This is a genomic window from Streptomyces sp. yr375, assembly GCF_900110755.1.
GTDB lineage: Bacteria > Actinomycetota > Actinomycetes > Streptomycetales > Streptomycetaceae > Streptomyces.
On sequence record NZ_FOFF01000006.1, the window covers coordinates 153743 to 178470 of the forward strand.

24 protein-coding genes and 1 pseudogene are annotated in these 24728 nt (G+C 71.4%); 11 read left to right on the forward strand and 14 right to left on the reverse strand.

What is annotated here, in order from left to right:
* Positions 1-3 precede the first annotated feature (3 nt).
* Both BMZ82_RS09340 and BMZ82_RS09345 read right to left on the reverse strand, forming a co-directional pair.
* On the reverse strand, positions 4-1455 hold the full coding sequence (locus tag BMZ82_RS09340; RefSeq protein WP_093773667.1) for a peptidoglycan D,D-transpeptidase FtsI family protein: 1452 nt from the start codon (positions 1453-1455) through the stop codon (positions 4-6).
* 144 nt (positions 1456-1599) lie between these two features.
* Positions 1600-2373, reverse strand: a complete 774-nt coding sequence (locus tag BMZ82_RS09345; protein ID WP_093773669.1) for an IclR family transcriptional regulator — start codon at positions 2371-2373, stop codon at positions 1600-1602.
* Between the two features lie 121 nt (positions 2374-2494).
* Between BMZ82_RS09345 and BMZ82_RS09350 the strand changes: the two genes are divergently transcribed.
* From BMZ82_RS09350 to BMZ82_RS09380, 6 genes and pseudogenes are all read left to right on the forward strand, one after another.
* The gene (locus tag BMZ82_RS09350; RefSeq protein ID WP_093773871.1) at positions 2495-4024 is read left to right on the forward strand and encodes an aldehyde dehydrogenase (NADP(+)); all 1530 of its coding nucleotides are present in this window, start codon (positions 2495-2497) and stop codon (positions 4022-4024) included.
* A 139-nt stretch (positions 4025-4163) separates the two neighbouring features.
* Positions 4164-4772: a DUF1349 domain-containing protein gene (locus BMZ82_RS09355; protein ID WP_093773671.1), complete on the forward strand. Its 609-nt coding sequence runs from the start codon at positions 4164-4166 to the stop codon at positions 4770-4772.
* A gap of 212 nt (positions 4773-4984) precedes the next feature.
* A complete protein-coding gene (locus BMZ82_RS09365; RefSeq protein WP_256251829.1) occupies positions 4985-5794 on the forward strand; it encodes a GlxA family transcriptional regulator in 810 nt (269 codons plus the stop codon).
* Entirely contained in the window at positions 5791-6303 is a 513-nt protein-coding gene (locus tag BMZ82_RS09370) for a GNAT family N-acetyltransferase (protein ID WP_177244437.1), read from the forward strand. Before BMZ82_RS09365 ends, BMZ82_RS09370 begins: the two co-directional genes overlap by 4 nt.
* Positions 6304-6397: 94 nt before the next feature.
* Positions 6398-7132, forward strand: coding sequence for a DsbA family oxidoreductase (locus tag BMZ82_RS09375; RefSeq protein ID WP_093773673.1), 735 nt, complete (start codon positions 6398-6400; stop codon positions 7130-7132).
* 97 nt (positions 7133-7229) lie between these two features.
* Positions 7230-8330, forward strand: a pseudogene (locus tag BMZ82_RS09380) (aminotransferase class V-fold PLP-dependent enzyme); the annotation flags it as partial.
* A 15-nt stretch (positions 8331-8345) separates the two neighbouring features.
* Here BMZ82_RS09380 and thpD read toward each other — a convergent pair.
* The 7 genes from thpD to BMZ82_RS09415 form a co-directional block, all read right to left on the reverse strand.
* The gene (gene thpD / locus BMZ82_RS09385; protein ID WP_371271180.1) at positions 8346-9233 is read right to left on the reverse strand and encodes an ectoine hydroxylase; all 888 of its coding nucleotides are present in this window, start codon (positions 9231-9233) and stop codon (positions 8346-8348) included.
* A 5-nt stretch (positions 9234-9238) separates the two neighbouring features.
* Entirely contained in the window at positions 9239-9643 is a 405-nt protein-coding gene (locus BMZ82_RS09390; RefSeq protein ID WP_093773677.1) for an ectoine synthase, read from the reverse strand.
* Between the two features lie 54 nt (positions 9644-9697).
* Positions 9698-10969, reverse strand: a complete 1272-nt coding sequence (ectB, locus tag BMZ82_RS09395; RefSeq protein WP_093773679.1) for a diaminobutyrate--2-oxoglutarate transaminase — start codon at positions 10967-10969, stop codon at positions 9698-9700.
* 75 nt (positions 10970-11044) lie between these two features.
* Entirely contained in the window at positions 11045-11581 is a 537-nt protein-coding gene (gene ectA, locus BMZ82_RS09400) for a diaminobutyrate acetyltransferase (protein ID WP_093773681.1), read from the reverse strand.
* Positions 11582-11837: 256 nt separating this feature from the next.
* Positions 11838-12407, reverse strand: coding sequence for a DinB family protein (locus BMZ82_RS09405; RefSeq protein WP_093773683.1), 570 nt, complete (start codon positions 12405-12407; stop codon positions 11838-11840).
* Between the two features lie 48 nt (positions 12408-12455).
* The gene (locus tag BMZ82_RS09410) at positions 12456-12896 is read right to left on the reverse strand and encodes a GNAT family N-acetyltransferase (RefSeq protein ID WP_093773685.1); all 441 of its coding nucleotides are present in this window, start codon (positions 12894-12896) and stop codon (positions 12456-12458) included.
* A complete protein-coding gene (locus tag BMZ82_RS09415) occupies positions 12893-14008 on the reverse strand; it encodes a pyridoxal-phosphate-dependent aminotransferase family protein (RefSeq protein WP_093773687.1) in 1116 nt (371 codons plus the stop codon). Before BMZ82_RS09415 ends, BMZ82_RS09410 begins: the two co-directional genes overlap by 4 nt.
* Positions 14009-14219: 211 nt before the next feature.
* Here BMZ82_RS09415 and BMZ82_RS09420 point away from each other — a divergent pair, with 211 nt between their 5' ends.
* The 5 genes from BMZ82_RS09420 to BMZ82_RS09440 all read left to right on the forward strand — a co-directional run bounded on the left by BMZ82_RS09420 (position 14220) and on the right by BMZ82_RS09440 (position 19067).
* Positions 14220-15119 (forward strand): transporter substrate-binding domain-containing protein, encoded by a 900-nt coding sequence (locus BMZ82_RS09420; protein ID WP_093773689.1) that lies wholly within the window; start codon positions 14220-14222, stop codon positions 15117-15119.
* 4 nt (positions 15120-15123) lie between these two features.
* Positions 15124-15957: an amino acid ABC transporter permease gene (locus tag BMZ82_RS09425; RefSeq protein WP_093773691.1), complete on the forward strand. Its 834-nt coding sequence runs from the start codon at positions 15124-15126 to the stop codon at positions 15955-15957.
* Positions 15954-16769: an amino acid ABC transporter ATP-binding protein gene (locus BMZ82_RS09430; protein WP_093773693.1), complete on the forward strand. Its 816-nt coding sequence runs from the start codon at positions 15954-15956 to the stop codon at positions 16767-16769. The genes BMZ82_RS09425 and BMZ82_RS09430 overlap by 4 nt, the downstream gene beginning before the upstream one ends.
* A 30-nt stretch (positions 16770-16799) precedes the next feature.
* A complete protein-coding gene (locus BMZ82_RS09435; protein WP_093773695.1) occupies positions 16800-17891 on the forward strand; it encodes an amidohydrolase family protein in 1092 nt (363 codons plus the stop codon).
* A 201-nt stretch (positions 17892-18092) separates the two neighbouring features.
* Positions 18093-19067: an SCO1860 family LAETG-anchored protein gene (locus tag BMZ82_RS09440; RefSeq protein ID WP_093773697.1), complete on the forward strand. Its 975-nt coding sequence runs from the start codon at positions 18093-18095 to the stop codon at positions 19065-19067.
* A 54-nt stretch (positions 19068-19121) separates the two neighbouring features.
* Here BMZ82_RS09440 and cobC read toward each other — a convergent pair whose 3' ends face one another.
* Genes cobC through cbiE form a run of 5 tightly spaced genes read right to left on the reverse strand, consistent with a single transcriptional unit; the run spans position 19122 to position 24723 of the window.
* A complete protein-coding gene (gene cobC / locus BMZ82_RS09445) occupies positions 19122-20183 on the reverse strand; it encodes an Rv2231c family histidinol phosphate aminotransferase CobC (RefSeq protein ID WP_256251831.1) in 1062 nt (353 codons plus the stop codon).
* Positions 20173-21117 carry a sirohydrochlorin chelatase gene (locus tag BMZ82_RS09450; protein WP_093773701.1) on the reverse strand — a complete coding sequence of 315 codons (945 nt, stop codon included), beginning with the start codon at positions 21115-21117 and terminating at the stop codon, positions 20173-20175. The genes cobC and BMZ82_RS09450 overlap by 11 nt, the downstream gene beginning before the upstream one ends.
* Positions 21114-21761, reverse strand: a complete 648-nt coding sequence (locus tag BMZ82_RS09455) for a precorrin-8X methylmutase (RefSeq protein WP_093773703.1) — start codon at positions 21759-21761, stop codon at positions 21114-21116. Before BMZ82_RS09455 ends, BMZ82_RS09450 begins: the two co-directional genes overlap by 4 nt.
* Positions 21758-23473 carry a precorrin-3B C(17)-methyltransferase gene (gene cobJ / locus BMZ82_RS09460; RefSeq protein WP_093773705.1) on the reverse strand — a complete coding sequence of 572 codons (1716 nt, stop codon included), beginning with the start codon at positions 23471-23473 and terminating at the stop codon, positions 21758-21760. The genes BMZ82_RS09455 and cobJ overlap by 4 nt, the downstream gene beginning before the upstream one ends.
* A complete protein-coding gene (gene cbiE, locus BMZ82_RS09465) occupies positions 23470-24723 on the reverse strand; it encodes a precorrin-6y C5,15-methyltransferase (decarboxylating) subunit CbiE (RefSeq protein WP_093773877.1) in 1254 nt (417 codons plus the stop codon). The genes cobJ and cbiE overlap by 4 nt, the downstream gene beginning before the upstream one ends.
* Positions 24724-24728 lie beyond the last annotated feature (5 nt).

A 24728-nucleotide genomic window follows, 5' to 3' on the forward strand; every position in this document is an offset into this window, starting at 1 on the left:
CAGCTACTTCAGCGCTGCTTTCATCATCGCCCTTGCGACCGGGGCCGCCAGGCCGTTGCCGCTGACCTCGGAGCGGGCCGCGTCCGACTGCTCGACGACCACCGCCACGGCGACCTGCTTGCCGGTGGCGGATGTGCCGTAGGACGTGAACCAGGCGTACGGGGCCTTGCTGTTGTTCTCGCCGTTCTGGGCCGTGCCCGTCTTGCCGCCGACGGTGACGCCGTCGATGAGCGCGTTCGTGCCCGTGCCCTTCTCGACGACCGTCTGCATCGCCGAGCGCAACTGCTCGGCGGTGCCGGCGCTGACGATCCGCGTGGTCGACGCCTCGTCGTCGTAGTCCTTCAGGACGTCGCCGCCGCTGTCGGTGATCTGCGCGACCATGTGCGGCGAGACCAGCTCGCCACCGTTGGCTATGGCGGCCGACACCATGGCCATCTGCAGCGGCGTCGCCGTCACGTCGAACTGGCCGATGCCGGTCAGCGCCGTGGACGACGCGTCCATGTCGGACGGGTACACGCTCGGGTACGCCCGCACCGGCATGTCCTGGCTGTCGTCGTTGAAGCCGAACTTCTCGGCCATCGCCTTCAGCTTGTCCTGCCCGAGCTGCACGGCCATGTGCGCGAACACGTTGTTGCAGGAGTACTGGAGCGCGACCCGGATCGTGGCGTTCGTACAGGGCGCGGACGTGTTCTCGTTGCGCAGGACCCTCTCCGTACCCGGCAGGGTGTACGGGGCCACGCTGTCGGTCTTCTCGTCCACCGACGAGTACAGCCCGTCCTCCAGCGCGGCGGCCGCGACGACCAGCTTGAACGTGGAGCCCGGCGCCAGCGGCTGGCGCAGCGCCCGGTTGGTGAGCGGCTTGTCGGAGTCCGCGTTGAGCTTCGTCCAGGCCGTGCCGGCGGTGTTGGCGTCGGTCAGCGACGACGGGTCGTACGACGGCGTCGACACGACCGCGAGTATCTGGCCGGTCTTCGGATCGATCGCGACGGCCGCGCCCTTCTTGTCGCCGAGCGCGGTGTACGCCGCCTTCTGCACGGCCGGATCGATCGTGGTGAGCACGTCGCCCGGGTCGGCCCGCTTGTTCGTGACCGTGTCCAGCGCCGTCTTCAGGCGGATGTCCGTGCCGTTGAGCAGGTTCGCGTAGATGCCCTCGAGCTGCGTCGGGGCGTAGCTCTGCGAGGCGTAGCCCGTCACCGCCGCGTACAGCTCGCCGTCCGTGTACGTGCGCTTGTATCTGAGGTCGCCGTCCGACGTGACGGCCGAGCCGGTGATCGCCTTTCCGGCCACGATGATGTTCCCGAGCGGCTCCGCGTACGTCTCGATCGCGTTGCGCCGGTTGCCCTTGTCGTCTGCGAGTGCCTGGCCCTCGTAGAACTGCACCCACGTCGCCCGGATCAGCAGGGCGAACACGAGCAGCAGCGCGAAGACCGAGGCGCGCCTGATCGTCTTGTTCATTGCCTCAGAAAGACGAACGGGAAGCGATCGATCGTTCCCATCCACCCGGATTTCTCATCGTCTGTTCATCCGGGCCTGTTCATCCGGGCCTGTTCATCGGGGCCTGTCCATCTGGACCTCTTCATCCGGGCCTGTCCAGCCGGTTCAGAGCCTGCGGGTCGCCAGGGTCAGCCGGTCGCGGGCGTCGAACAGCGCGTCCTTCACCATCTGCTCGTGCGCGGGCGTCAGCCGCGCCACCGGCACCGAGCAACTGATCGCGTCCCGGGCCGGCGTGCGGTACGGGATCGCCACGCCGAAGCAGCGCAGGCCCAGCGTGTTCTCCTCGCGGTCCACCGCGAAACCCTGCTCCCGGACCTGGTGCAGCTCCTCGATGAGCTGCTCGCGGTCCGTGATCGTGTGCTCGGTCAGCGTCGGGAGCGTCTCCGGGAGCATCTTGCGGACCTGCTCGTCGGGGTAGGTGCTCAGCAGCGCCTTGCCGAGGGAGGTGGAATGGGCGGGCAGCCGCCGGCCGACCCGGGTGAAGGGCCGCAGATAGTGCTGGGACTGGCGGGTCGCGAGGTACACGACGTTCGTGCCGTCGAGCCGGGCCAGGTGGATCGTCTCGGTGGTGTCGTCCGAGATCCGGTCCAGGGTCGGCCGGGCCGCCGCGACGACCTCGTCGCCGTCGATGTAGGAGGTGCCGACGAGCAGCGCCCGCACGCCGATCCCGTACCGCGTGCCCGTCGCGTCCGTCTCCACCCAGCCCAGCTCCACCAGCGTGCGCAGCAGCATGTAGAGGCTGGACTTGGGATACCCGACGGCCTCCTGGACCGCCGCGAGGGAGTGCATGCCGGGGCGTCCGGCGAAGTACTCCAGCAGCTCAACCGTCCGCACCGCGGACTTGACCTGCGCCCCGCCCCCCGTTTCGCCAGCCGCCATCGCCCTTGACCCCTTCGTTCGACGAGAAGCTGAAGTTATAGTCTCGGCAGCGTATTCACCATCCGAGACAGCGTTCAGCATATCGAACACGGCTGATGCAGAGCATGTGAAGGGACCCGCGGTGGCAGCAGCACCAGTCTGGAGTGTCGACCCCCGTAACGGGAAGCAGCGGGAACAGGTCGCGGTGGAGGCCACGGCCGAGGAGGTCGACACCGTCGTCCGCGCCGCGCACGCCGCCCGCGGCTCCCTCGCCGACCGCAGCGTCCGCGCCGCGTTCCTGCGCTCCGCCGCCGACCGGCTCCAGGCAGCCAAGGACACGCTGGTCGAGGTGGCCGACGCGGAGACCGCGCTCGGCCCGGTCCGGCTGACCGGCGAGCTCGCCCGCACCTGCTACCAACTGCGCTCGTTCGCCGACATCGTCGACGAGGGCGCCTTCCTCGACGTCGTCATCAACCACCCCGACGCCGCCGCCACCCCGCCCGTCCCCGACCTGCGCCGCTACAAGGTGCCGCTCGGCGTGGTCGCCGTGTACTCGGCGTCCAACTTCCCCTTCGCCTTCTCCGTCGCGGGCGGCGACACCGCGAGCGCGCTCGCGGCCGGCAACCCGGTCGTCGTCAAGGCCCACCCCGACCACCCGGCGCTGTCCGAGCTGGTCGCCAAGGTGCTGCGGCACGCCGCCGCCGAACACGGCATCCCGCAGGACGTACTCGGACTCGTGCACGGCTTCGAGGCCGGCGTCGAGCTGATCAAGCACCCGCTGGTCACCGCCGCCGGATTCACCGGTTCCATCCGGGGCGGGCGGGCGCTGTTCGACGCCGCCGCGGCCCGGCCGGTACCGATCCCCTTCCACGGGGAACTGGGCTCCCTCAACCCCGTCGTGGTGACCGAGGCTGCCGCCGTCGAGCGCGCCGAGGAGATCGGCGCCGGGCTCGCCGGGTCCATGACCATGGGAGTCGGACAGTTCTGCGTCAAGCCCGGACTGGTCCTGGTGCCGTCCGGCGCGGCCGGCGACGGCCTGGTCAAGTCGCTGACCGACGCGGTGAGCGACACCGACGCGGGCGTGCTGCTCGACCACCGGATGCGGGACAACTTCATCGCCGGTGTCGCCGAGCGCGCCGAACTGGCCGACGTGGACTCGCCGGTGACGCCCGGCGCGGGCGGGGAGCACACCGTCAGCGCGGGCTTCCTGACGGTGCCCGCGGGGCGGCTCGCCGCCGAGGGGGCGCACGACCTGCTGCTGGAGGAGTGCTTCGGCCCGGTCACCGTCGTGGCCCGCTACGAGGACGAGGCCGAGGTCAAGGCCGTCCTGTCGCGGCTGCCGGGCAACCTGACGGCGACGGTCCAGCTCTCCGACGGCGAGGCCTCCGGCGAGGGGCGCGGCGCGGAGATCCTCGCCGAGCTGACTCCGCTCGCCGGGCGCGTGCTGGTCAATGGGTGGCCGACGGGCGTCGCCGTCGCGCCCGCGCAGCATCACGGCGGTCCGTACCCGGCCACGACGTCCACGTCCACGTCGGTGGGCGGTACGGCCATCGAGCGGTGGCTGCGGCCGGTCGCGTACCAGAACACGCCTGCTGCGCTGCTGCCTGTGGAGCTTCGGGACGAGAACGAGTTGGGGCTTCCGCGTCGGTTCAACGGGCGTCTCGAGCGGTAGCGCTCCGCTTGGGCGCCGTAGGGGTGCGGGTTTTTGCGGCTGCCAGTCCGCTGTGGCTGGTCGCGCCCACGCGGCGGAGCCGCATATCGATACAGTCCCGCGCCCCTACCGTGCGTCGCCCACCCCTAATAATTGGGTCATGGACGTTTCGCTTCCCGAACTGCCCTTTTCCCTCCGTACTTATGGGCCCTCTGGGCACTGGTCGTATGAGGACGGGGTGTTGACCGGTTGGGCCGGGGCTCGGCAGGACCGGTTCGTGCCGCCGACGGGGGAGGCGTTGGACCCCGCCGCTGACGCGCCCCGGCTGCTGGGGTCGCCCGAGGGGGACTTCCAGCTCATCGCCCGCGTCACCGTGGGGTTCAACTGGGCCTTCGACGCGGGGGCGTTGTACGTCCATGTCGGTGAACGGGCCTGGGCCAAGCTGTGCTTGGAGTACTCCCCGGATGTGGCGACCGTCTGCACGGTGGTCACCCGGGGACACTCCGACGACGCCAACTCCTTCACCGTGGAGGGAAGTTCGGTCTGGCTGCGGCTGAGCCGCACCGGGCGCGCCTTCGCTTTCCACGCCTCCCGCGACGGCAAGCGCTGGACCTTCGTCCGGCTGTTCACGCTCGGCGAGGAGAAGGAGACAGGCGCGGCCCTCATCGGCTTCATGACGCAGTCGCCGATGGGAGAGGGGTGCGTCGTGACGTACGACCACCTCGAGTTCAGGACCGAGTGGCCGGACGACCTGAGAGACGGCAGCTAAGCACACCCGTCACCGCGAACAGCGCCGCGCTGATCGCCAGGCCCGCCCGCATGCCCCCGGTGAAGCCGTCGGACACCAGCGCCCCGAACACCGCGATGCCCAGCCCCCCCGCCACCTGCCGGGCCGCGTTCAGCACACCCGCCGCCTAGCCTGCCCGCTCGGCCGGCACCGCCTCCATCATCGCCGCCGTCAGCGGCGGCACGGTCGGCGCCGTGGTCGGCACCGGGCACCGGTACACGCCCGACCCGCGCACGGTGACCGCCCTGCGGACGGCCGCCGCCGCGGGCAAGCGGATCGCGTCCATCTGCAGCGCCGCGTTCGCCCTGGCCGAGGCGGGCCTGCTGGACGGCCGCCGGGCCACGACGTACTGGAACCAGGCCGGGGAACTGCGCAGGCGCTACCCGGCGGTCGACCTCGCCGACGACGTCCTCTACGTGCAGGACGGCCAGGTCCTCACCTCCTCCGGGTACGCCGCCGGCATCGACCTGTGCCTGCACATGATCCGCACCGACTACGGGGCCGCCGTCGCCAACCGGGTCGCCCGCGGTGCCCTCGTCGCCCCCGTCCGGCCCGGCGGCCAGACCCAGTTCACCCAGACCCAGTTCACCCAGACCCAGTTCACCCAGACCCGGTTCACCCAGACCCCGCTGCCGCCCGAGCGGGGCACCGCCTGCGCCGACACCCGCGGCTGGGCCATGCGCCACCTCGACCAGCCGCTCACCCTCACCGACCTGGCCCGGCACGCGGGCGTCAGCGTGCGCACGCTCACCCGGCGTTTCCACGCCGAGAGCGGGGTGAGCCCGCTGCAGTGGCTGCTCCACCAGCGCGTCGAGCGTGCCAAGGAACTCCTGGAGACCACCGCCCTGCCCATGGACCAGGTGGCCCGCGCCTGCGGTCTGGGCACCGCCGACTCCCTGCGCGCCCACCTGGTCCGCCGCACCGGACTCACCCCGAGCGCCTACCGCGTCCAGTTCGGCCGCCTCGGAACCGGGGCGGCCGACGACACGTCCTCCGTTGCATGATCGGAGAACGTGTCACGGAGGAACGGGACGACCGGGTGATCCGTACCGCCGTGCCCGCCGAGGCGGAGGCGATCGCCGCGCTGCACGCGCGCGCCCGGGCGACGTACTACCCGGACGGGGTCCCGCAGGACGGCGCGGACTGGCTCGCGAACTGGCGCACGGCCATCGAGCGGCCCGACGGCCAGGTGCTCTGCGTCGTCGAGCGGGGCCGGATCGTCGGCCTCGCCTCGTTCCGTACGCCGGAGGGCTCGGCCCCGGACACCGTCAAGCTGTTCCAGTTCCACGTCGACCCCGACCACTGGCGCGGCGGCATCGGTACGGCCCTGCACGCGGCCTGCGTGGCGCGGTGGCGGGCGGCCGGCCGGCGCACCGCCGTGCTCGACGTGCACGTCGACAACCGCCGCGCCCAGGCCTTCTACGCACGTCAGGGCTGGTTCCCGGACCCGCACAACCCACCCGCCGAGGACGATCACCATCTCTTCCTGTGTTTCTCCGTGAGCGGGGAGTGAAGCCGACGGGCGGGGAATGAACCCGACCGCTTGAACGTTCACACACCAGGCGGAGGGAGTCTCCGTACCCGTACGACCTGGAAAGAGCCGAGACATGCGCGTCGAGATCTGGAGCGACATCGCCTGCCCCTGGTGCTACGTGGGCAAGGCCCGCTTCGAGAAGGCGCTCGAGGCCTTCCCGCACCGTGACCAGGTCGAGGTGGTGCACCGCTCCTTCGAGCTGGACCCCGGCCGCGCCAAGGGCGACGTCGAGCCCGTGCTGGCCCTGCTCGGCAAGAAGTACGGCATGAGCACGGCGCAGGCGCAGGCCGGCGAGGAGAACCTCGGTGTCCAGGCCGCCGCTGAGGGCCTCGCCTACCGCACCCGCGACCGCGACCACGGCAGCACCTTCGACATGCACCGCCTGCTGCACTTCGCCAAGGAGCACGGCCGGCAGGACGAGCTCATCCAGATCCTCTACCGGGCGAACTTCGCCGAGGAGCGGTCCGTCTACTCCGAGGGCGACGAGCGGCTCGTGGACCTGGCCGTCGAGGCGGGCCTCGACGCGGACGCCGCCCGCACGGTCCTCGCCGACCCCGCCGCCTACGCCGACGAGGTCCGCGCCGACGAGCGCGAGGCCGCCCAACTCGGCGCGAACGGCGTGCCCTTCTTCGTCCTCGACCGTGCCGTCGGCGTCTCCGGCGCGCAGCCCGCCGAGGTCTTCACCCGGGCCCTCACCCAGGCCTGGGGCGACCGCTCCCCGCTGAAGCTGATCGACGGCGGCGGTGACGGTGACGCCGGCGCGGAGGTCTGCGGCCCCGACGGCTGCGCGGTGCCCCAGCAGGGCTGAGAAACCGCAGGTCGGGGCGGACCCATAAGCGTCACTTGGCGAATCCACGTAGGAAATCGCGATGGACGACGAGTCCAAACGCCCGCACAGTGGATCCATGGAGCCCACGCAGCCCACGGAGACCACAGGGACCCCCGACACCCCGGAGATCCCGGAGACCTTCGAGAATCTCGTCCGCGCCGAGTTCACCCCGAAGACGACGTATCTCAACACCGCGAGCAACGGCCTGCTCCCGGCCCGCACCGTCGCCGCCCTGCACGAGGCGGCGCTGCTGCGGGCCGAGGGCAGGCCGTTGACTCCGTTGCATGAGGACATCGAGGCGTGCCGGGCCGCGTACGCACGGCTGGCCGGTGTCCCGGTGGGCCGGGTGGCGCTGGGCGCGTCGGTCGCCGCGCACACCGGCGTGATCGCCGCCTCGCTCCCGGCGGGAGCCGAAGTCCTCACCGCCGAGGGCGACTTCACCTCCGTGCTGAACCCGTTCCACGTCCGCGGCGACCTCAAGGTGCGCGAGGTACCGCTGGAGCGGATCGCCGAGTCCGTCCGCCCGGGGACGGCGCTGGTCGCGGTCAGCGCCGTGCAGTCCGCCGACGGCCGGATCACCGACCTGCCCGCCCTGCGCGAGGCGGCCCGCACCCACGGGGCGCGTACGTACGTCGACTTCTCGCAGTCCGCCGGCTGGCTGCCGACGGACGCCGACGCCCACGACTTCTCCGCCGCCGTCGCCTACAAGTGGCTGCTCGGCCCGCACGGCGCGGCCTTCCTCGTGGTCCCGGAGGACTTCGGCGGACTGTCACCGATCCTCGCGGGCTGGGTCGCGGGCGAGCGGCCCGAGGCGAGCTGCTACGGCCCGGTCGCCGAACTCGCCCACTCCGCACGGCGGTTCGACCTGCCGCCCGCCCTCTTCGCCTACGCCGGACTGCGCCGCTCCCTCGAACTGATCGAGGAACTGGGCGTGGTGGCGATCCGCGCCCACAACCTCGCCCTCGCCGACCGCTTCCGCGCGGGCCTCGCGACCCTCGGCCACGAACCAGTCCCGGCACCCGGTTCGGCGATTGTCTCCGTACCCGGACTGGGCCACCGCCAGCCGGAGTTGGCAGCCGCAGGCATCGCCGTCTCCGACCGCGCGGGCAACCTACGGGCGTCCTTCCACCTGTTCAACACCCCCACCGACACCGACCGCCTGCTGGACGCACTGTCCGACCGAGTCCACGTCTCACCGCACCGGCGTGAAGTCCCGCGCGCCGATGAACTCCGGGCGTCGGAGCGGCGCGGCGAACGGCTCGACGGCCGTGTTCTCCACGCTGTTGAACACGATGAAGACATTGCTGCGCGGGAACGGTGTGATGTTGTCGCCGGACCCGTGCATGCAGTTGCAGTCGAACCAGGTAGCCGAACCGGGCTTCCCGGTGAACAACTTGATGCCGTGGTCGCCCGCCATCGCGGTCAGCGTCTCGTCGGACGGCGTGCCCGCGTCCTGCATCTGCAGCGACTTCTTGTAGTTGTCCTCGGGGGTGGCCCCGGCGCAGCCGAGGAACGTCCGGTGCGAGCCCGGCATGATCATGAGCCCGCCGTTGGTGTCGTGGTTCTCGGTCAGCGCGATCGAGACGGACACCGTACGCATGGTCGGCAGACCGTCCTCGGCGTGCCAGGTCTCGAAGTCCGAGTGCCAGTAGAAGCCCCCGGCCCCGAAGCCCGGCTTGACGTTGATCCGCGACTGGTGGACGTACACGTCCGAGCCGAGGATCTGCCGCGCCCGCCCGACGACCCGCTCGTCGCGCACCAGGGCGGCGAACACGGGGCTCAGCTTGTGCACTTCGAAGACGGACCGGATCTCCTTGGACCGCGGCTCGACGATCGACCGCTCGTCGGCCCGGATCTCCGGGTCCGCGACGAGCCGCTCCAGCTCCCGCCGGCAGACGGTGGCCTCGTCGTCGCTGATCAACTGGTCGACGGCGAGGAAGCCGTCGCGCTCGTACGTCTGGAGGCCGGCTGTCGGGATCGGGCCGGGGGCGTCGGGGGAGCCCCAGACGACGGGGTCCCGGCGGGGGACGGACACCTCGGTGGTGCCACGGGTGGGATACAGATCGGTGAGCGTGGTCACGGTGCTCACACCTCCTCGGGCTCGGTCAGCAGGGGGTAGACGCCGTTCTCGTCGTGGTCCTCCCGTCCGGTCACCGGCGGGTTGAACACGCACAGACAGCGGAAGTCCTCCTTGACGCGCAGCGTGTGCCGCTCGTGCCCGTCGAGGAGGTACATGGTCCCGGACGTGATGCGGTGCGTACGCCCGGTCTCGTGGTCGGTCAGCTCGGCCTCGCCCTCGACGCAGACGACGGCCTCGACGTGGTTCGCGTACCACATCGACGTCTCGGTACCCGCGTACAGAATCGTTTCGTGCAGCGAGAACCCGACCCGTTCCCGGGCGAGCACGATGCGCTTGCTCTCCCAGGTGCCGGACGCCGCCCGCACATGCCGGTCGGTGCCTTCGATGTCCTTGAACGAACGGACGATCACGGCTGCGATGCCTCCTTGATAGGTGTCAGATGTCAGGTGTGGGATGTGAGGGCGTCAGGCGGTTTCCCGTACGGCGCGGGCGACGATGCTCATGCCCTCGTCCAGCTCCTCGGGGGTGATGGTGAGGGCCGGCAGCAGCTTGACGACCTCGCTCTCCGGGCCGGACGTCTCGATCAGCAGCCCGAGTTCGAAGGCGCGCCGCGCGACCCGCTCGGCCCGCGCCTTCTCGTGGAACTCCACGCCCCACACCAGCCCGCGGCCCCGGTACTCCTTGACGTCGGTGAGGTTCTCCTCGGCGATCGAGATGAGCCCCTGCTCGATCTGCTCGCCGCGCGCCCGGGTCTGCTTCTCCATCGCGGACCCGTCGGCCCAGTACGTCTCGAGGGCGGCGGTGGCGGTGACGAACGCCGGGTTGTTGCCGCGGAAGGTGCCGTTGTGCTCGCCCGGCTCCCACACGTCGAGCTCGGGACGCAGCAGGCACAGCGACATGGGCAGCCCGTAGCCGCTGATCGACTTCGACACGGTGACGATGTCCGGGACGATCCCGGCCTCCTCGAAGGAGAAGAAGGCCCCGGTGCGCCCGCAGCCCATCTGGATGTCGTCGACGATCAGCAGCATGTCCTGCCGTTCGCACAACTCCTTCAGCGCCCGCAGCCACTCCGGACGCGCGACGTTGATGCCGCCCTCGCCCTGCACGGTCTCGACGATCACGGCGGCAGGCTTGTTGAGCCCGGACCCCTGGTCCTCCAGCAGCCTCTCGAACCACAGGAAGTCGGGGATCCGGCCGTCGAAGTAGTTGTCGAACGGCATGGGCGTGCCGTGCACCAGCGGGATCCCGGCGCCGGCCCGCTTGAAGGCGTTGCCGGTGACGGCCAGCGATCCGAGCGACATCCCGTGGAAGGCGTTGGTGAACGACACGATGGCCTCGCGCCCCTTCACCTTCCGCGCCAGCTTCAGCGCGGACTCCACGGCGTTGGTGCCGGTCGGGCCCGGGAACATCACCTTGTACGGCAACTCGCGCGGGCGCAGCACCAGATCCCGGAAGGTCTCCAGGAAGGACCGCTTGGCGACGGTGGACATGTCGAGCCCGTGCGTGACGCCGTCCCGCAGCAGATAGTCGACCAACGCCCGTTTCAGTACGGGGTTGTTGTGGCCGTAGTTGAGAGACCCGGCACCGGCGAAGAAGTCCAGATACCGATGACCGTCCTCGTCGTACATACGGCTGCCCTGTGCCCGGTCGAAGACGACGGGCCAGCCGCGGCAGTAGCTGCGCACCTCGGACTCGAGAGTCTCGAACACGCTGAGGTCGGGCTGGGTGATGGTCAAGGGAATAGCTCCTTACTGACTACTGACTACTGACTACTGACTACTGACTACTGACCACTGATTGCTGATTGCTGATTACTGCGAAGGTGTGGTCAACGGGCCTATGCGGTACAGCACTTCGGGGTCGTGCGGGCCGTCGGGGAACAGCCCGGCCCCGAACAGCACCTCGCGGCTGACGGCCGCCCCGTGCCGCTCGGCGTACGAGGTGAACAGCCGCTCGGAGGCGGTGTTGCCGGGCGTGATGGTGGTCTCGACGGTGGTGATCGGGCTGAGCGGGCGTTCGGCGGCGAGCCGTGCGGTCAGTCCGTCGAGCAGCGCGGCGGCGAGACCGCGACCGCGGTACGCGGCGTCGACCGCCACCTGCCAGACCAGCAGGGTGCGCGGGTCCTCCGGCCGTACGTACCCGGTGACGAACCCGACCGCCTCGCCGCCGCCCTCCGTGCCCGCCGCCCGCACCACGGCCGAGGTGCCGGCGAAGTCGCGGCACCACAGCAGATAGCTGTAGGAGGAGTTCAGATCGAGCGTTCCGGATTCCTTGGCGATGCGCCAGAGTGCGGTCCCGTCTTCCATCGACGGGCGGTCGATACGTAGGTCTGCTTGTGCGGCAGTCATGCGGATTGAACCTACCCAGGGAAATTCAATAACGCATGGAGAGGCCGTGGTGATTCCGTGATGCCGCAGAGACAGGAGACCGGTTTGCCCACTTTCATGCCCCGCAAAAGAGACATACAGCCCCGCTTGTGCAATACGTCACGGGCTCGTAATCGCCCGGAAATCCCCTGCGTTTAGCGGCAGGGAATCCGGGCAGAAGAACACGGAAGGCTATGCTGGAGGAGATTCCGAAATCACCGTGAATTCGGAACTGGAATCAGATTCCCGCGACTCCGTCGATGCGCTCCCGAAGAATGTCCGCGTGACCGTTGTGCCGGGCGTACTCCTCGATCATGTGAATGAGCACCCAGCGCAGACTGACCGCGAGGCCGGCCATCGGCCCGTCGACGATCCGCCCGGTGTCCTCCAGCGACCGCCCGGCGATCAACTCCCGCCCCCGAGCGATCTCCCGCCGCCACACGGCCAACGCCTCGTCGATCCCCCGCCCGGCGTCGAGCCCGTACCCGGTCTCCTCCTCGAACACCGGAGGCACGTCCAGCCCGGCGAACGCCCGCTGGAACCAGTTCCGTTCAACCTCGGCGAGATGCTGCACCAGCCCGAGCAACGTCAACTCCGACGGCGCGGCAGACGCCTTCCGCACCTGCTCGTCATCCAGCCCCGCACACTTCAACTCAAGCGTCCCCCGATGAAACGCCAACCAGCTCTCCAACATGGGAAGTTCATCACCGGTCATGAGGGGGATGGCCCGACCGTCGGGGAGCGTCTGGGGCTGGGGCTGGGGCTGGGGCTGGGGCTGGGGCTGGTTCTGGGGTGTGTTGGTGGTCATGCGGGGAGGATGGCACGGGGGCCGACATCGGGGCGGCAAGTCGTAGCCCTACCGGGGCAGTTCGATCTGGTAGCGGAGGAAGCCGCGGTTTTCTGCCACCTTGTCGTAGAGGTGGCGGGCCGTGGTGTTGGACTCGTGGGTGTTCCAGTAGACGCGGCAGCAGCCTTGGGTCTGGGCCCAGTCGGAGACCGCGGCGATCAGTGCGCGGGCCGCGCCCTTGCCGCGGGCCTCCGGTGCGGTGAAGAGGTCCTGGAGGTAACAGACGTCCGGACCCGACGTGTTGGGGTGGACGAAGAAGTGCGTGATGCCGACGAGCCTGCCGTCCAGCCGCGCACCGAGGGCGTGCAGCCGGGTGTCCGCCTGGAATGCGCGCCACGCCCTGTCGTACATCTCGGGCGGCTCGACGCGCTCGTAGAAGTCGATGTACGCGCCGAACAGGGCCTCCCAGTCGGCCCTGTCGGACGGTACGAGCTTGTTGATGCTGATCATTCGGTACTCCCCCAAGCCTGCTCCGCCGCACGTACCGCGCCCGCCACATCCACGGTCAGGCCCTTTTCCTCCAGGGCCGCTCCCAGGGCCGTCAGGCTTTCGCGTACGACGTTCTGCGTGGCGTCCGTCCCGTAGTGGTTGACCCGGATCATCTCCTTGGCCAGTGCGCCCCCGCCCCCGCCCGCGGCCAGCGGCAGTGTCGGGGCGGTTTCCAGGGCGCGGGCCGCCAGTTCCGTCGCCGCCACGCCCGACGGTGCCCTCAGGGTGGTGGCGACCGGTGCCGCGTCCGTCGCGGTGTGGACGTACGGCTCCAGGCCGCCGCCCAGGGCCAGTACGCCCGCGCGGGTCGCCGCCGCGGCGGCGGCGTGACGGGCCGTCACCGTGGCCAGGCCCTCCGCCTCGATCCGCTCGACGCAGGCCTCCAGCGCCAGCATCTCCAGTTGGGCCGGGGCGTGCAGGAGGGTCTTGCGGCCGCCGTCGAGCCAGCGCTCCTTCCAGTCCAGGAGGGAGAGGTACGAGCGGCGCGGGGCCTGCGGGTTCGCGGACATCCGAGCCCAGGCCCGCTCGCTCACCGACACCGCCGACACGCCAGCCGGGCCGCCCATCGCCTTCTGCGCGCCGATCACGCACAGGTCCACGCCCCACGTGTCCGGCAGCACCGGCTCCGCGCCGATCGAGGCGACCGCGTCCAGGTAGAACAGCGCGCCGTACTCCCGTACCACCTCGCCGATCTCCGCGACCGGGTTGGTGTTGCCGGTCGCCGCCTCCGCGTGCACCAGCGAGACGAAGTCGATCTCGGGGTGCTCGGTGAAGGCCTCGCGGATCTGCGCCGCCGTCACCGCCGTGTGGAAGGGCACCGCCAGGTCGATGACGGTCGCGCCGCAGTCCCGCAGCCAGTCGCCGAAGGTCTGCCCGTAGGGGCCGGTGATCACGTTCAGCGCCACCGTGCCCGGACCGGCGGTCCCCCTGATCGCGCCCTCCAGCGGCAGCAGCGCCTCGCCCTGGGTGATCACGACGTCCTGCCGGGTGTCCAGGAGCCGGGCCACCCGGTCCTCGATCGAGGCGAAGTGCGCTGCGCTCAACGGGGCGAGATCCAGGAACGGGTGTGTCACGGGGGTGCTCTCTCTTCACTCACGGGGTAGAGGTGTCGAGAGTAACCGCATGTGCTTCCTCCCTCTCTGTTGGCTACTTCTTAGGTCGGGCGGCCCGGTAACCATCGGTTTAATTTGAGAGCCTCAAACTTCTCCTTATAATCGGAGTCGCAGTTCCCTCAGTTCCATCCGTTCCCTCCAGTCCCTCAGTCCTCTTTTAGGAAGGCCCGCCTTGAACACCCTTCCCGGGCGCAGGATCCGCGTTCTGGCCGCCACCACCGCGACGGCCGGGCTGCTGCTCGTCGCCGCCTGCACTTCCACCGATGACGGCGGCAGCGGCTCCAAGACCGCCGCCGGCGGGGTCGAGCTCGTCAAGGCGGGCCAGCTCACCACCTGCACCCATCTGCCCTACCCGCCCTTCCAGTCGGAGATCGACGGCAAGGTGCAAGGGTTCGACGTGTCCCTGATCGATCTCGTCGCCAAGAACCTGGGCGTGCGGCAGGAGATCGTCGACACGCCCTTCGAGAACTTCAAGACCGGCGCGTTCCTCAACTCCGGCCAGTGCGACGTGGCCGCGGCCGGCATGACCATCACCGCGGAGCGGAAGAAGAACGTCGACTTCTCCGACCCCTACTTCGACGCCACGCAGGCCGTCCTGGTCGACAAGAGCGCGGCCGTCACCTCGCTCGCCGACGTGAAGGCCAAGAAGCTCAAGCTCGGTGCCCAGGCGCAGACCACCGGCGAGGACTACGCCACGAAGCAGGGCTTCGACCCGGTCTCCTTCGAGTCCTCCGACGCCGTCCTCAACGGGCTGCGCACCGGGCAGGTCAAGGCCGTCATCATCGACTACCCGGTCGTCCAGGGCTGGTTGAAGGACAAGGCCAACGCCGCCGCCTTCAAGGTCGTCGACAACCTCAACACCGGTGAGCAGTACGGCTTCACGGTGAAGAAGGGCAACGCCAAGCTGCTCGCCGCCGTCAACAAGGCGCTGGCCGAGGCGAAGTCGGACGGGACCTACAAGACGCTGTACGAGAAGTGGATCGGGCCGTACGACGCGTCCGTCGCCGCCGCCTCCCCGGCCGCTACACCTTCAGCTTCCGCCTCCGTATCCGCTTCCGTCTCGGCCTCCTGACCCCATGGCCGATACGGACGTACAACTCCAGCTCCGGCGAAAGGGGTTGACCCGGCGTCAGAAGCGCAGTCTGTCGCGTGGGGCGCAGTACGCGGTGTTCGTCGCGGCGGTGATCGTCTTCGCGGTCACGGCCGACTGGGGGCGGTTGAAGAACCAGTTCGCCCAGTGGGGCATCGCGAAGGAGATGTTCCCCGACGTCATCACGCTGGCGCTGAAGAACACCGTGCTGTACACGCTGTCCGGCTTCGTGCTCGGGCTGCTGCTCGGCCTGGTCATCGCGCTGATGCGGCTGTCCTCGGTCGGCCCGTACCGCTGGCTGGCCGGCGTGTACATCGAGATCTTCCGCGGCCTGCCGGCCCTGCTGATCTTCGTCTTCATCGGCGTCGCCGTACCGCTGGCCTTCCCCGGCACGGAGATCATCGGCGGGACCTACGGCAAGGCCGCCCTCGCGCTCGGCCTGGTGGGGGCCGCGTACATGGCGGAGACCTTCCGCGCGGGCATCCAGGCGGTGCCCAAGGGGCAACTGGAGGCGGCGCGTTCGCTGGGCTTCTCGCCCGCGCGGGCCATGGTCTCCATCGTCATTCCGCAGGCGTTCCGCATCATCCTGCCGCCGCTCACCAACGAACTCGTGATCCTCTTCAAGGACTCCTCGCTGGTCCTGCTCCTGGGCGTGACCCTGGCGGAACGCGAACTGTCCAAGTTCGGCCGGGACTTGGCCAGCGAGAAGGCCAACTCCACGCCGATCCTGGTCGCCGGCCTCTGCTATCTGCTGGTGACCATCCCGCTCGGCTTCGTCGTGCGCCGTATGGAGGCCAAGGCCCAGGAGGCCGTGAAATGAGCCGACCCGAGATCGAAGTCCGCGACCTGCACAAGTCGTTCGGCGACAACGAGGTGCTGCGCGGCATCGACCTGGAGATCGGCCAGGGCGAAGTCGTGTGCGTGATCGGCCCGTCCGGCTCGGGCAAGTCGACGCTGCTGCGCTGCGTGAACCTGCTGGAGGAGCCGACCAAGGGCCAGGTCTTCGTCGGCGGCACCGAACTCACCGACCCCGACGTCGACATCGACGCCGTACGCCGCCGTATCGGCATGGTCTTCCAGCAGTTCAACCTCTTCCCGCACCTGTCGGTGACCGAGAACCTCACCCTGCCGCAGCGCCGGGTGCTGCGGCGCGGCAAGGCGGAGGCGGCGCGGGTGGCCGCCGAGAACCTGGCGCGGGTGGGCCTGTCGGAGAAGGCGAGCGCCTACCCCGCCTCCCTCTCCGGCGGCCAGCAGCAGCGCGTGGCGATCGCCCGCTCCCTCGCCATGGGCCCCGAGGTGATGCTGTTCGACGAGCCGACGTCGGCGCTCGACCCGGAACTGGTGGGGGACGTCCTGGCCGTCATGCGCAGGCTCGCGCACGAGGGCATGACGATGATGGTGGTGACCCACGAGATGACGTTCGCCCGCGAGGTCGCCGACCGGGTCGTCTTCATGGACGGCGGCGTCGTCGTCGAGGACGGCACCCCGGCCGACGTCATCGGCGCTCCACGCCACGCACGCACCCGCCACTTCCTCTCCCGCCTCCTCGACCCGGCGATGGCCGAGGTGGAGGAAGAGGTTGAGGAAGAGGCCCAAGAGTCCCCGGACCAGGTGGGCGGCCCCGAGAAGTAGCGCACCACGCGGCTCACTAAGGTGCGGTGCATGAGCGATCACGCGGTGCTGCACGTGAAAGGGCGGGTCGTCGTCGGCCCCGAGGACGTCCGCGACGAGCTGTGGGTCGTCGACGGCCGGATCTCCTACGACCGTCCCGGCGGCGCTCGCGACGTCCGGACCGTCGAGGGCTGGGCGCTGCCCGGTCTGGTCGACGCCCACTGCCATGTGGGCCTGGGCGCGCACGGGCCGGTCGAGCCGGACGTCGCCGAGAAGCAGGCGCTGGCCGACCGCGAGGCGGGCACGCTGCTGATCCGCGACGCCGGCTCGCCCTCGGACACCCGCTGGGTCGACGCCCGCGACGACCTCCCGAAGATCATCAGGGCGGGCCGGCACATCGCCCGCACCCGCCGCTACCTCCGCGGCTACGCCCACGAGATCGAGCCCGCGGACCTGGTCGCGTACGTCGCCCGAGAAGCCCGGCGCGGCGACGGCTGGGTGAAGCTGGTCGGCGACTGGATCGACCGCGAGGTGGGCGACCTGGCCCCGAGCTGGCCCCGGGACGCGGTCGAGGCGGCCATCGCGGAGGCCCACCGGCTGGGCGCGCGGGTCACCGCCCACTGCTTCGCGGAGAACTCGCTGCGCGACCTGGTGGAGTCGGGCATCGACTGCGTCGAGCACGCCACGGGCCTCACGGACGAGCTGATCCCGCTGTTCGTCGAGCGCGGCGTCACGATCGTGCCGACGCTCGTCAACATCGCGACGTTCCCCGGCCTCGCGGCCGGCGGCGAGGCCAAGTTCCCGCGCTGGGCGGCCCACCTCCGCAGGCTGCACGCCCGCCGCTACGACACCGTGCGCGCCGCCTACGACGCCGGCATCCCGGTCTTCGTCGGCACGGACGCCGGCGGCACGCTGCCGCACGGTCTGGTGGCGGCGGAGGTCGCCGAGCTGGTGACGGCCGGCATCCCCCCGCTGGAGGCGCTTTCGGCGACGACTTGGGGCGCACGCGCGTGGCTCGGACGCCCCGGTCTGGACGAGGGCGCTCCGGCGGACCTCGTCGTCTACGACACGGACCCGCGCGCGGACGTACGGGTACTGGCGGCCCCGCGCCGCGTGGTGCTCAACGGGACGGTGGTGAGCTGAGCCGAGCGGAGCTGACCTGAGGGCGGTGCGGGCACACGGGATCCAGGAGTCACGGGATTGTGGAGAACGTACGTGCTGCGTGATTCGAAGATGTGCACGGAAAACTCACGTTGGAGTGAACTCGCGTCAGCATGCTGACCGTTGACCGCTTGTACGTAATTCTTACGGGGTCCCGAAGCGTCTCTTCTGGGGGTCCCACCCTTGAACGGCAACACCTTCCGCATGCCCGCACGCCGCGTCGCCACCGTCCTGGCGACCACGGCCCTGGCCGCAGGTCCCGCGGCCCTGGCCGGCGCGGGCTCCGCCCACGCGACCGACGGCCAGGGCCGCGCGAGCGCGTCCGTCCTGCGCACCGGGCTCGACGTGGCCCTGCTCAACAAGACCGTCGGCATCCCGCTCACCGTCTCCCTGAACGAGGTGCAGGCCCCGCAGAGCGCCGAAAAGACCGCGCTCACCGCGGAGTTGAACGGCGTCGACGGCGGCAGGCCGTTCAGCGTCCTGCGCGCGGACGTCGCCGAGGCCAAGGCGACGGTAGACGACACGAAGGCCGAGGCGTCCACCCGCCTCGCCCACGCCAAGCTGCACGTCCCCGGCCTCCCGCTGCTCTCCGTCATCGAGATCGGCGCGGTCACCTCGAAGGCGACCTGTGAGACCGGCAAGACCCCGGTCGCCGCCTCCAACGTGCTGGGCTCGGTGACGGTCCTCGGCAAGAAGGTGTCGGTGAGCGCGGGCGGCACGACGGAGGTTAAGGCACCCGGCGTGGGCGAAGTCCGCCTGGACCTCTCGCAGCGCAAGGTGACGTCCCGCACGGCAGCCGCCACCGCCCTCGAACTCACCGTCTCCGTCAACCCGTTGAACCTCAACGTCGCCGAGGTCACCGGCACCCTGACCCTCGCGAAAGCCACCTGCGAGACACCCGCGGCACGCGAACAGGGCGAGGAACAGGGGACGGGTGAGGAGCCCCAACAGGGCGAGGAACAGGCCCAGTCCGCCGAGTCCGCCGAGCCGAGCACCGCCGCCCCGGCCGCCGACGTGAAGGCCCAGGGCGCACCCGCACAGGCGGACCTGGCCCAGACCGGCGGCAGTTCGACGACCCCGTACCTCGCGGGCGGCGCGGTGGCCCTGCTGGCGGCGGGCGGGGGAGCGGTGGCGCTGGCCCGCCGCAACCGGGGCTGACGAGACCGGAAGCCGGGACGCCGGGAGGGGCGAGGGGTACGGACCCCCTCGCCCTCACCTCCGCGTCAGTGCCAGCGCCTGGTCCAAGGCTTGGAGGAAACGGTTCACCGTCACCCGGTCGCGTACGGCCAGCCGTAGCCACTCCGTGTCCAGTCCGGGGAAGGTGTCCCCGCGCCGGACCGCGAACCCCAGGGTGCGCAGCCGGTGCCGGACGGCGGCGGCCCGGGGGATCCGGACGAGGACGAACGGTCCCTCCGCAGGCCCCGCGATCCGCACCCCGTCCGAGGCGAACTCCTCGAGCCCGGCGACGAGATGGGCCCGGTCCGTGGCGACGCGGTGCGCGGCGTGGGCGGCTTCCGCCAGGGCCCGCGTACTCATGCACGCCTCCGCCGCGGCCAGCGCCGGGGTGGACACCGGCCACAGCGGCTGGGCCCGTTCCAGCTCGGCGATCGTCTCCGGTGCCGCCAGGACGTAGCCGATGCGCAGCCCCGCCAGCCCCCAGGTCTTCGTCAGGCTGCGCAGCACCACCAGGCCGGGTACGTCCGTCCGGTCGGCGAGCGCCTCCTGCTCTTCGGGCACCGCGTCCATGAACGCCTCGTCGACCACCAACGTCCGCCCGACCCGCGCGAGTCGGGCGATCGCCTCGGCCGGGTGCAGTACCGACGTCGGGTTGGTCGGGTTGCCGATCACCACCAGGTCGGCGTCCTCGGGAACGGCCGCCGGATCCAGCCGGAAACCGTCCTCCGCCCGCAGGATCAGCCGGTCCACACTGTGCCCGGCGTCCAGCAACGCCGCCTCCGGCTCCGTGAACTGCGGGTGCACGACCAGGGGTTGACGGACCTTCAGAGCACGCGCCAGCAGTACGAACGCCTCCGCCGCGCCCGCCGTCAGCAGCACCCGCTCCACCGGCAGCCCGTGCCGCGCCGCGACCGCCGCCCGCGCGGCCCGCCCGTCCGGGTAGGCCGCGAGGCCGGTCAGGGACGCGGCGACGCGCTCGCGCAGCCAGCGCGGCGGCGTGTCCGCGCGGACGTTCACGGCGAGGTCGACCAGCTCCGCACCGTCGTCCCGCACCTCGGCGTCCCCGTGGTGGCGCAGGTCGTGCCCGTCAGTGTGCATGGGAGTGCGCGTGCCCTCCGTGGTGATGATGCCCGTGACCGTGGTGTCCATCGTGGTCCCCGTCGTCGTCCGGGTGGAAGTGCGGCTGCTGCGGCAGCCCCACCTTGTCCTCGAACCCCGGCAGCGCGATCCGGTACACGCACGAGTCGCAGTTCATCCGCAGATCGCCCTTGACGGCCTCCGCGTACCGCTCCATCACCAGGTCGAGCAGCTCCGGCTCGGGGCCGATGACGTCCGCCGACCGCACCTCCACCCCCGGGTGCGCCGCCGCCCAGCCCTCGGTCTGCTGCCGCACCCGGTCCGGCAGGATCCCGGTGAACAGGAAGTACGGCAGGACGACGATCCGCCGCGCGCCCAGCTTCACGCACCGGTCGAGCCCGCTCGGCACGTCCGGCGCGGCCAGCGACACGAACGCCGTCTCCACGCCCGCGTACCCGCGCCCCTCCCACAGCAGCCGCGCCGCCTTGTACACCTCGGCGTTGGCGTCCGGGTCCGTCGACCCGCGCCCCACCAGCAGCACGGTCACGTCGGCCAGATCCTCGGGCGTACGCCCCTCCGTGCCGAGCGCCTCCTCCAGCCGCCGCTCCAGCACGTTCAGCAGCGCCGGGTGCGGGCCCAGCGGACGCCCGTACGTGTACGAGATCCCCGGGTGCCGTTCCTTCTCGCGGGACAGGGCCGCCGGGATGTCCCCCTTGGCGTGCCCGGCGGACACCAGCATCAGCGGAACGGCGGCGAAACGGCGTACGCCCCGCTCCACCAGGTCGGCGACGGCTTCGCCCAGCGGCGGCGGGGACAGCTCGATGAAGCCGCCCGCGACGGGCAGTTCGGGGTGACGACGCCCCAACTCCCGTACGAAGTCACGGAACGCCTCGGCCCCGGCCTCGTCCCGGGTGCCATGGCCGGCGATGAGCAGGGCGGGCGGCGGGGTGGTCACTGTTTCTCCTCGAAGGACGAAGCGGGGGACGATGCAGAGAGTGATATCGCGGGTGCCGCGGGGGCTGAAAGGGGGGTGTACAGCAGGGCGTTGAGCGCGGCGGCGGCGACCGCCGAGCCGCCCTTCTCGGACACGTTGCTCACGGCGGGCAGCCCGCTCTCGCGCAGCGCGGCCTTCGACTCGGCCGCGCCGACGAAGCCGACGGGCAGCCCGATGACGAGCGCGGGGGAGGCGTCGAGCGTCAGCAGCTCCTCCAGGGCGGTCGGCGCACAGCCGATCACCCAGATCGCCCCCGGGCCGACCTCGTCGTACGCCAGTCGCACCGCGTGCGCCGAACGCGTCAGCCCCGCACCGGACTTGGCGTCCTTGAGCCGGCAGACGGTCTCGCGGCGCGTGATGCCCGCCGCGACCATCTCCACGTCCACGACGACGGGCGCACCGGCGTGCAGCGCGGCCTGCGCCGTCGCCAACTCGCCCTCGTCCAGGACGAGATCGCGGGCGTACTCCAGATCGGCGGCGGAGTGGATGACCCGCTCCACCACCGCCCGGGTCAGCGGCGGAAGGTGCGAGGTGTCCAGGCGGGCGCGCAGCCGCCGGAACGACTCCTGCTCGATCGGATGGACCACACGGGCCGAGGGATTCACTTCGCCTCCTCCTGTTCCTGCTGCTGCGTGCTCTCCTGCCAGCGGTAGCCGCGCGGGGTCACCATGCGCCCCGCGATGTTCCGGGTGGCGGTGTTGCCGACGGTCACGACGGTCATCATGTCGACCCACGCCGGGTCGAGTTCCGCGAGCGTGGTCAGCCGGCTGCTGCCGTCCGGGCGGGAGGCGTTGCGTACGACGCCCACCGGCGTCGTCGGCTCCCGGTGCCCGGCGAGGATCGACAGCGCCTTGGGCAACTGCCAGTCGCGGCCCCGGGAACGCGGGTTGTAGAACGTGACGACGAGGTCCGCCTCGGCCGCCGCCCGCACCCGCCGCTCGATGACCTCCCACGGCGTGTGCAGGTCGGACAGGCTGATCGACACATGGTCGTGGCCGAGCGGCGCGCCGAGGATCGCCCCGGCCGCGAGCGCGGCGGTCACCCCCGGCACCCCGACCACGTCGATGTCGTCGGACGCCTCGGCGAGCGCCGGGGAGGCCATGGCGTACACGCCCGCGTCCCCGCTGCCGATCAGCGCGACGGCCTGCCCGCGCCGGGCCTCCGCGACGGCCGTGCGGGCCCGCTCCTCCTCGGCCCCGAGCCCTGACTCCAGGATCCGGGTGCCGGGCCGCAGCAGGTCGCGGATCTGGTCGACGTACTGGTCGAGCCCCACGAGCACGGCGGCGCGCCGCAGTTCGGCGTGCGCGCGCGGCGTGAGCAGGTCCCGCGCGCCGGGCCCGAGCCCGACCACCGCGAGCCGCCCACGCCCCGGCCGCCGTACGACGGCGCAGGTCGCCATCGCGGGCCGCCCGTCCGCGCGCTCCGACTTCCGCTTGGGCACGAGGAGTTCACCCCCGCCGACGAGCGCGGCGGCCTCCGCGACGGACGGCGTGCCGACGGCGGCGAGCGGCGCGGCGGAGGGGTTCGGCACCTCGACGGCCGCCAACTCCCCGGCGGAGTACGTCACTACGGGCACCCCGAGCCGCGCGGCGGCCCCCGCGATGCCGGGCTCCGCCGCCTTGGCGTCCACGGTGGCGAGTTCGGCGACGCTCCGCGCGGACAGACCGGCCTCTCGCAGCGCACCCTCGATCACGTCGAGCACCTCCTCGACCGGCGCGCCCTTGGAAGCGCCGACGCCGACCACGAGCGTCGGCGGCCGCAACAGCACCTCGCGCTCACCGGGTTCGACGGCCCGGTCGGTCAACCGCACGGTGTACGCGCCCTGTTCGGCGAACGGCACCGGCGGCAGCGGCCACGCCACCTCCGCGTCCAGCGCGACCGGCTCCCCGTCCAGCAGGGCCCGCGTCACGCCTGCCACATCGCCCTCCACCGGGAGGCCGAGGGTGTCCAGACCGGGGATGCCGACGGCGTCCGTCGCCGTGGTCACCACGGGCTCGGCCCCCAGCAACTCACCCACCGCGAGGGCGAGTTCGTTGGCTCCGCCGCCGTGCCCGCCGACCAGCGACACGGCGAACCGCCCGGCCTCGTCGACGCACACCACACCCGGGTCGGACGCCTTGTCGCCGAGCAGCGGCGCGACGAGCCGGACGACCGCGCCCGTCGCCAGGAAGCACACGAGCTGCTCGCACTCCGCGAACGCCCGCCGTACGGCGTCCCCGACGGGCCCGTCGTACGCGCGCGTGCGGTCCGGCCAAGCCGCGGCCAGCCGGTCGCGCGCCGCCGCCCCCGCCGCGGTGGCGGAAATGAGGCCGATCACAGAGCAACTCCTTCGTGCGGAACTTCTTGACGGACGGGGGCTTTGGTCCCCCAGAGCAGGAAAACGGGATTGGTCGCCGCGAGCCGGGTGACGTCCCCCGGCAGCGGCGCGAGGCGCGAGGACTGGAGCAGTACGCCGTCGACGTCGAACCCGGCGTCCGTGAGCGCGCCGCGCACGGCCGGGACCCGGTCCAGCGCGGCCATCGCGACCACCACCGTCCGCCGCGCCCGCCGCGCGCACGCGGCGACGATCCCGGGCAGTTCACGTCCGCCGCCGCCGACGAACACGGCGTCGGGGTCGTCGAGTTCGGCCAGCGCGCCGGGCGCGCCGCCGTGCACGACATGCACGTCGACGCCGTGCGCACGGGCGTTGGCGCGGATCCGCGCCACCCCGTCCGCCGCCTTCTCGACCGCGCTGACGGCCGCGCCCAGCCGCGCGCACTCCACGGCCACGGAACCGGAGCCCGCGCCGACGTCCCAGACCAGGTCGCCCGGGCGCGGCCCGAGGCGGGCCAGCGCCAGTGCCCGTACCTCGAACTTGGTGATCATCGAGTCGCGGTGCGCGAAGTCGTCCTCCGCCAGCGCCCACCCGGCGGGCCGGGGCGCGGGCCCCGCGAGGGTGCGCGGGCCGCCCGCCGGACGCGTCTCGTCCAGGCACAGGACGACGCTCACCGCCGTACCCCAGTCGCGGCCCGCGGCCTCGGCGGGGGAGACCCGCTCCACCCGCTCGCGCACCGGGTCGCCGAGCGCGACGGCGACCACCAGCACCCGGTCGGGCGCGCTGCGGGCGAGCGCCGCGCCCAGCTCGGCCGGCCCGGCGCCCGGCCCGGTCAGCACGCCGACCTTCGGATACGCCCGGCAGACATGCACGGCGGTCCGCGGATCCCGCCCGTGCGCGCTGACGACGACGGCGTCGTCCCAGGTCAGCCCATGCCGCGCAAAGGCGGCGGCCACCGAGGACACCCCCGGCCGGACGTCCAGCAGCCCGGCCCCGAACTGCTCGGCCAGCACCCGCACGATCCCGAAGAACCCCGGATCACCGGACGCCAGCACGACCACCGGCCGCTCCTTGCCGACGTACTCCTCGACGACGTCGAGGGCGGGCGCGAGCGCCCCGAGGACGATCCGCTCCACGCCGTCGGGCAGCCGTACGGCGTCCAGATGCCGACGCCCGCCCACGACGAGAGCGGCCCCCGCGAGGACGTCCTCGGGCGGCGGCGCACCGGTTCCCGTACCGACGACCGTGATCAGGCGAC

Bases quoted from the DNA above. Each gene is read 5' to 3' on its own strand.
- BMZ82_RS09340 (WP_093773667.1), bottom strand. From the start codon at position 1,455: ATGAACAAGACGATCAGGCGCGCCTCGGTCTTCGCGCTGCTGCTCGTG.
- BMZ82_RS09345 (WP_093773669.1), bottom strand. From the start codon at position 2,373: ATGGCGGCTGGCGAAACGGGGGGCGGGGCGCAGGTCAAGTCCGCGGTG.
- BMZ82_RS09355 (WP_093773671.1), top strand. From the start codon at position 4,164: ATGGACGTTTCGCTTCCCGAACTGCCCTTTTCCCTCCGTACTTATGGG.
- BMZ82_RS09370 (WP_177244437.1), top strand. From the start codon at position 5,791: ATGATCGGAGAACGTGTCACGGAGGAACGGGACGACCGGGTGATCCGT.
- BMZ82_RS09375 (WP_093773673.1), top strand. From the start codon at position 6,398: ATGCGCGTCGAGATCTGGAGCGACATCGCCTGCCCCTGGTGCTACGTG.
- ectA (WP_093773681.1), bottom strand. From the start codon at position 11,581: ATGACTGCCGCACAAGCAGACCTACGTATCGACCGCCCGTCGATGGAA.
- BMZ82_RS09405 (WP_093773683.1), bottom strand. From the start codon at position 12,407: ATGACCACCAACACACCCCAGAACCAGCCCCAGCCCCAGCCCCAGCCC.
- BMZ82_RS09410 (WP_093773685.1), bottom strand. From the start codon at position 12,896: ATGATCAGCATCAACAAGCTCGTACCGTCCGACAGGGCCGACTGGGAG.
- BMZ82_RS09425 (WP_093773691.1), top strand. From the start codon at position 15,124: ATGGCCGATACGGACGTACAACTCCAGCTCCGGCGAAAGGGGTTGACC.
- BMZ82_RS09430 (WP_093773693.1), top strand. From the start codon at position 15,954: ATGAGCCGACCCGAGATCGAAGTCCGCGACCTGCACAAGTCGTTCGGC.
- BMZ82_RS09435 (WP_093773695.1), top strand. From the start codon at position 16,800: ATGAGCGATCACGCGGTGCTGCACGTGAAAGGGCGGGTCGTCGTCGGC.
- cobC (WP_256251831.1), bottom strand. From the start codon at position 20,183: ATGCACACTGACGGGCACGACCTGCGCCACCACGGGGACGCCGAGGTG.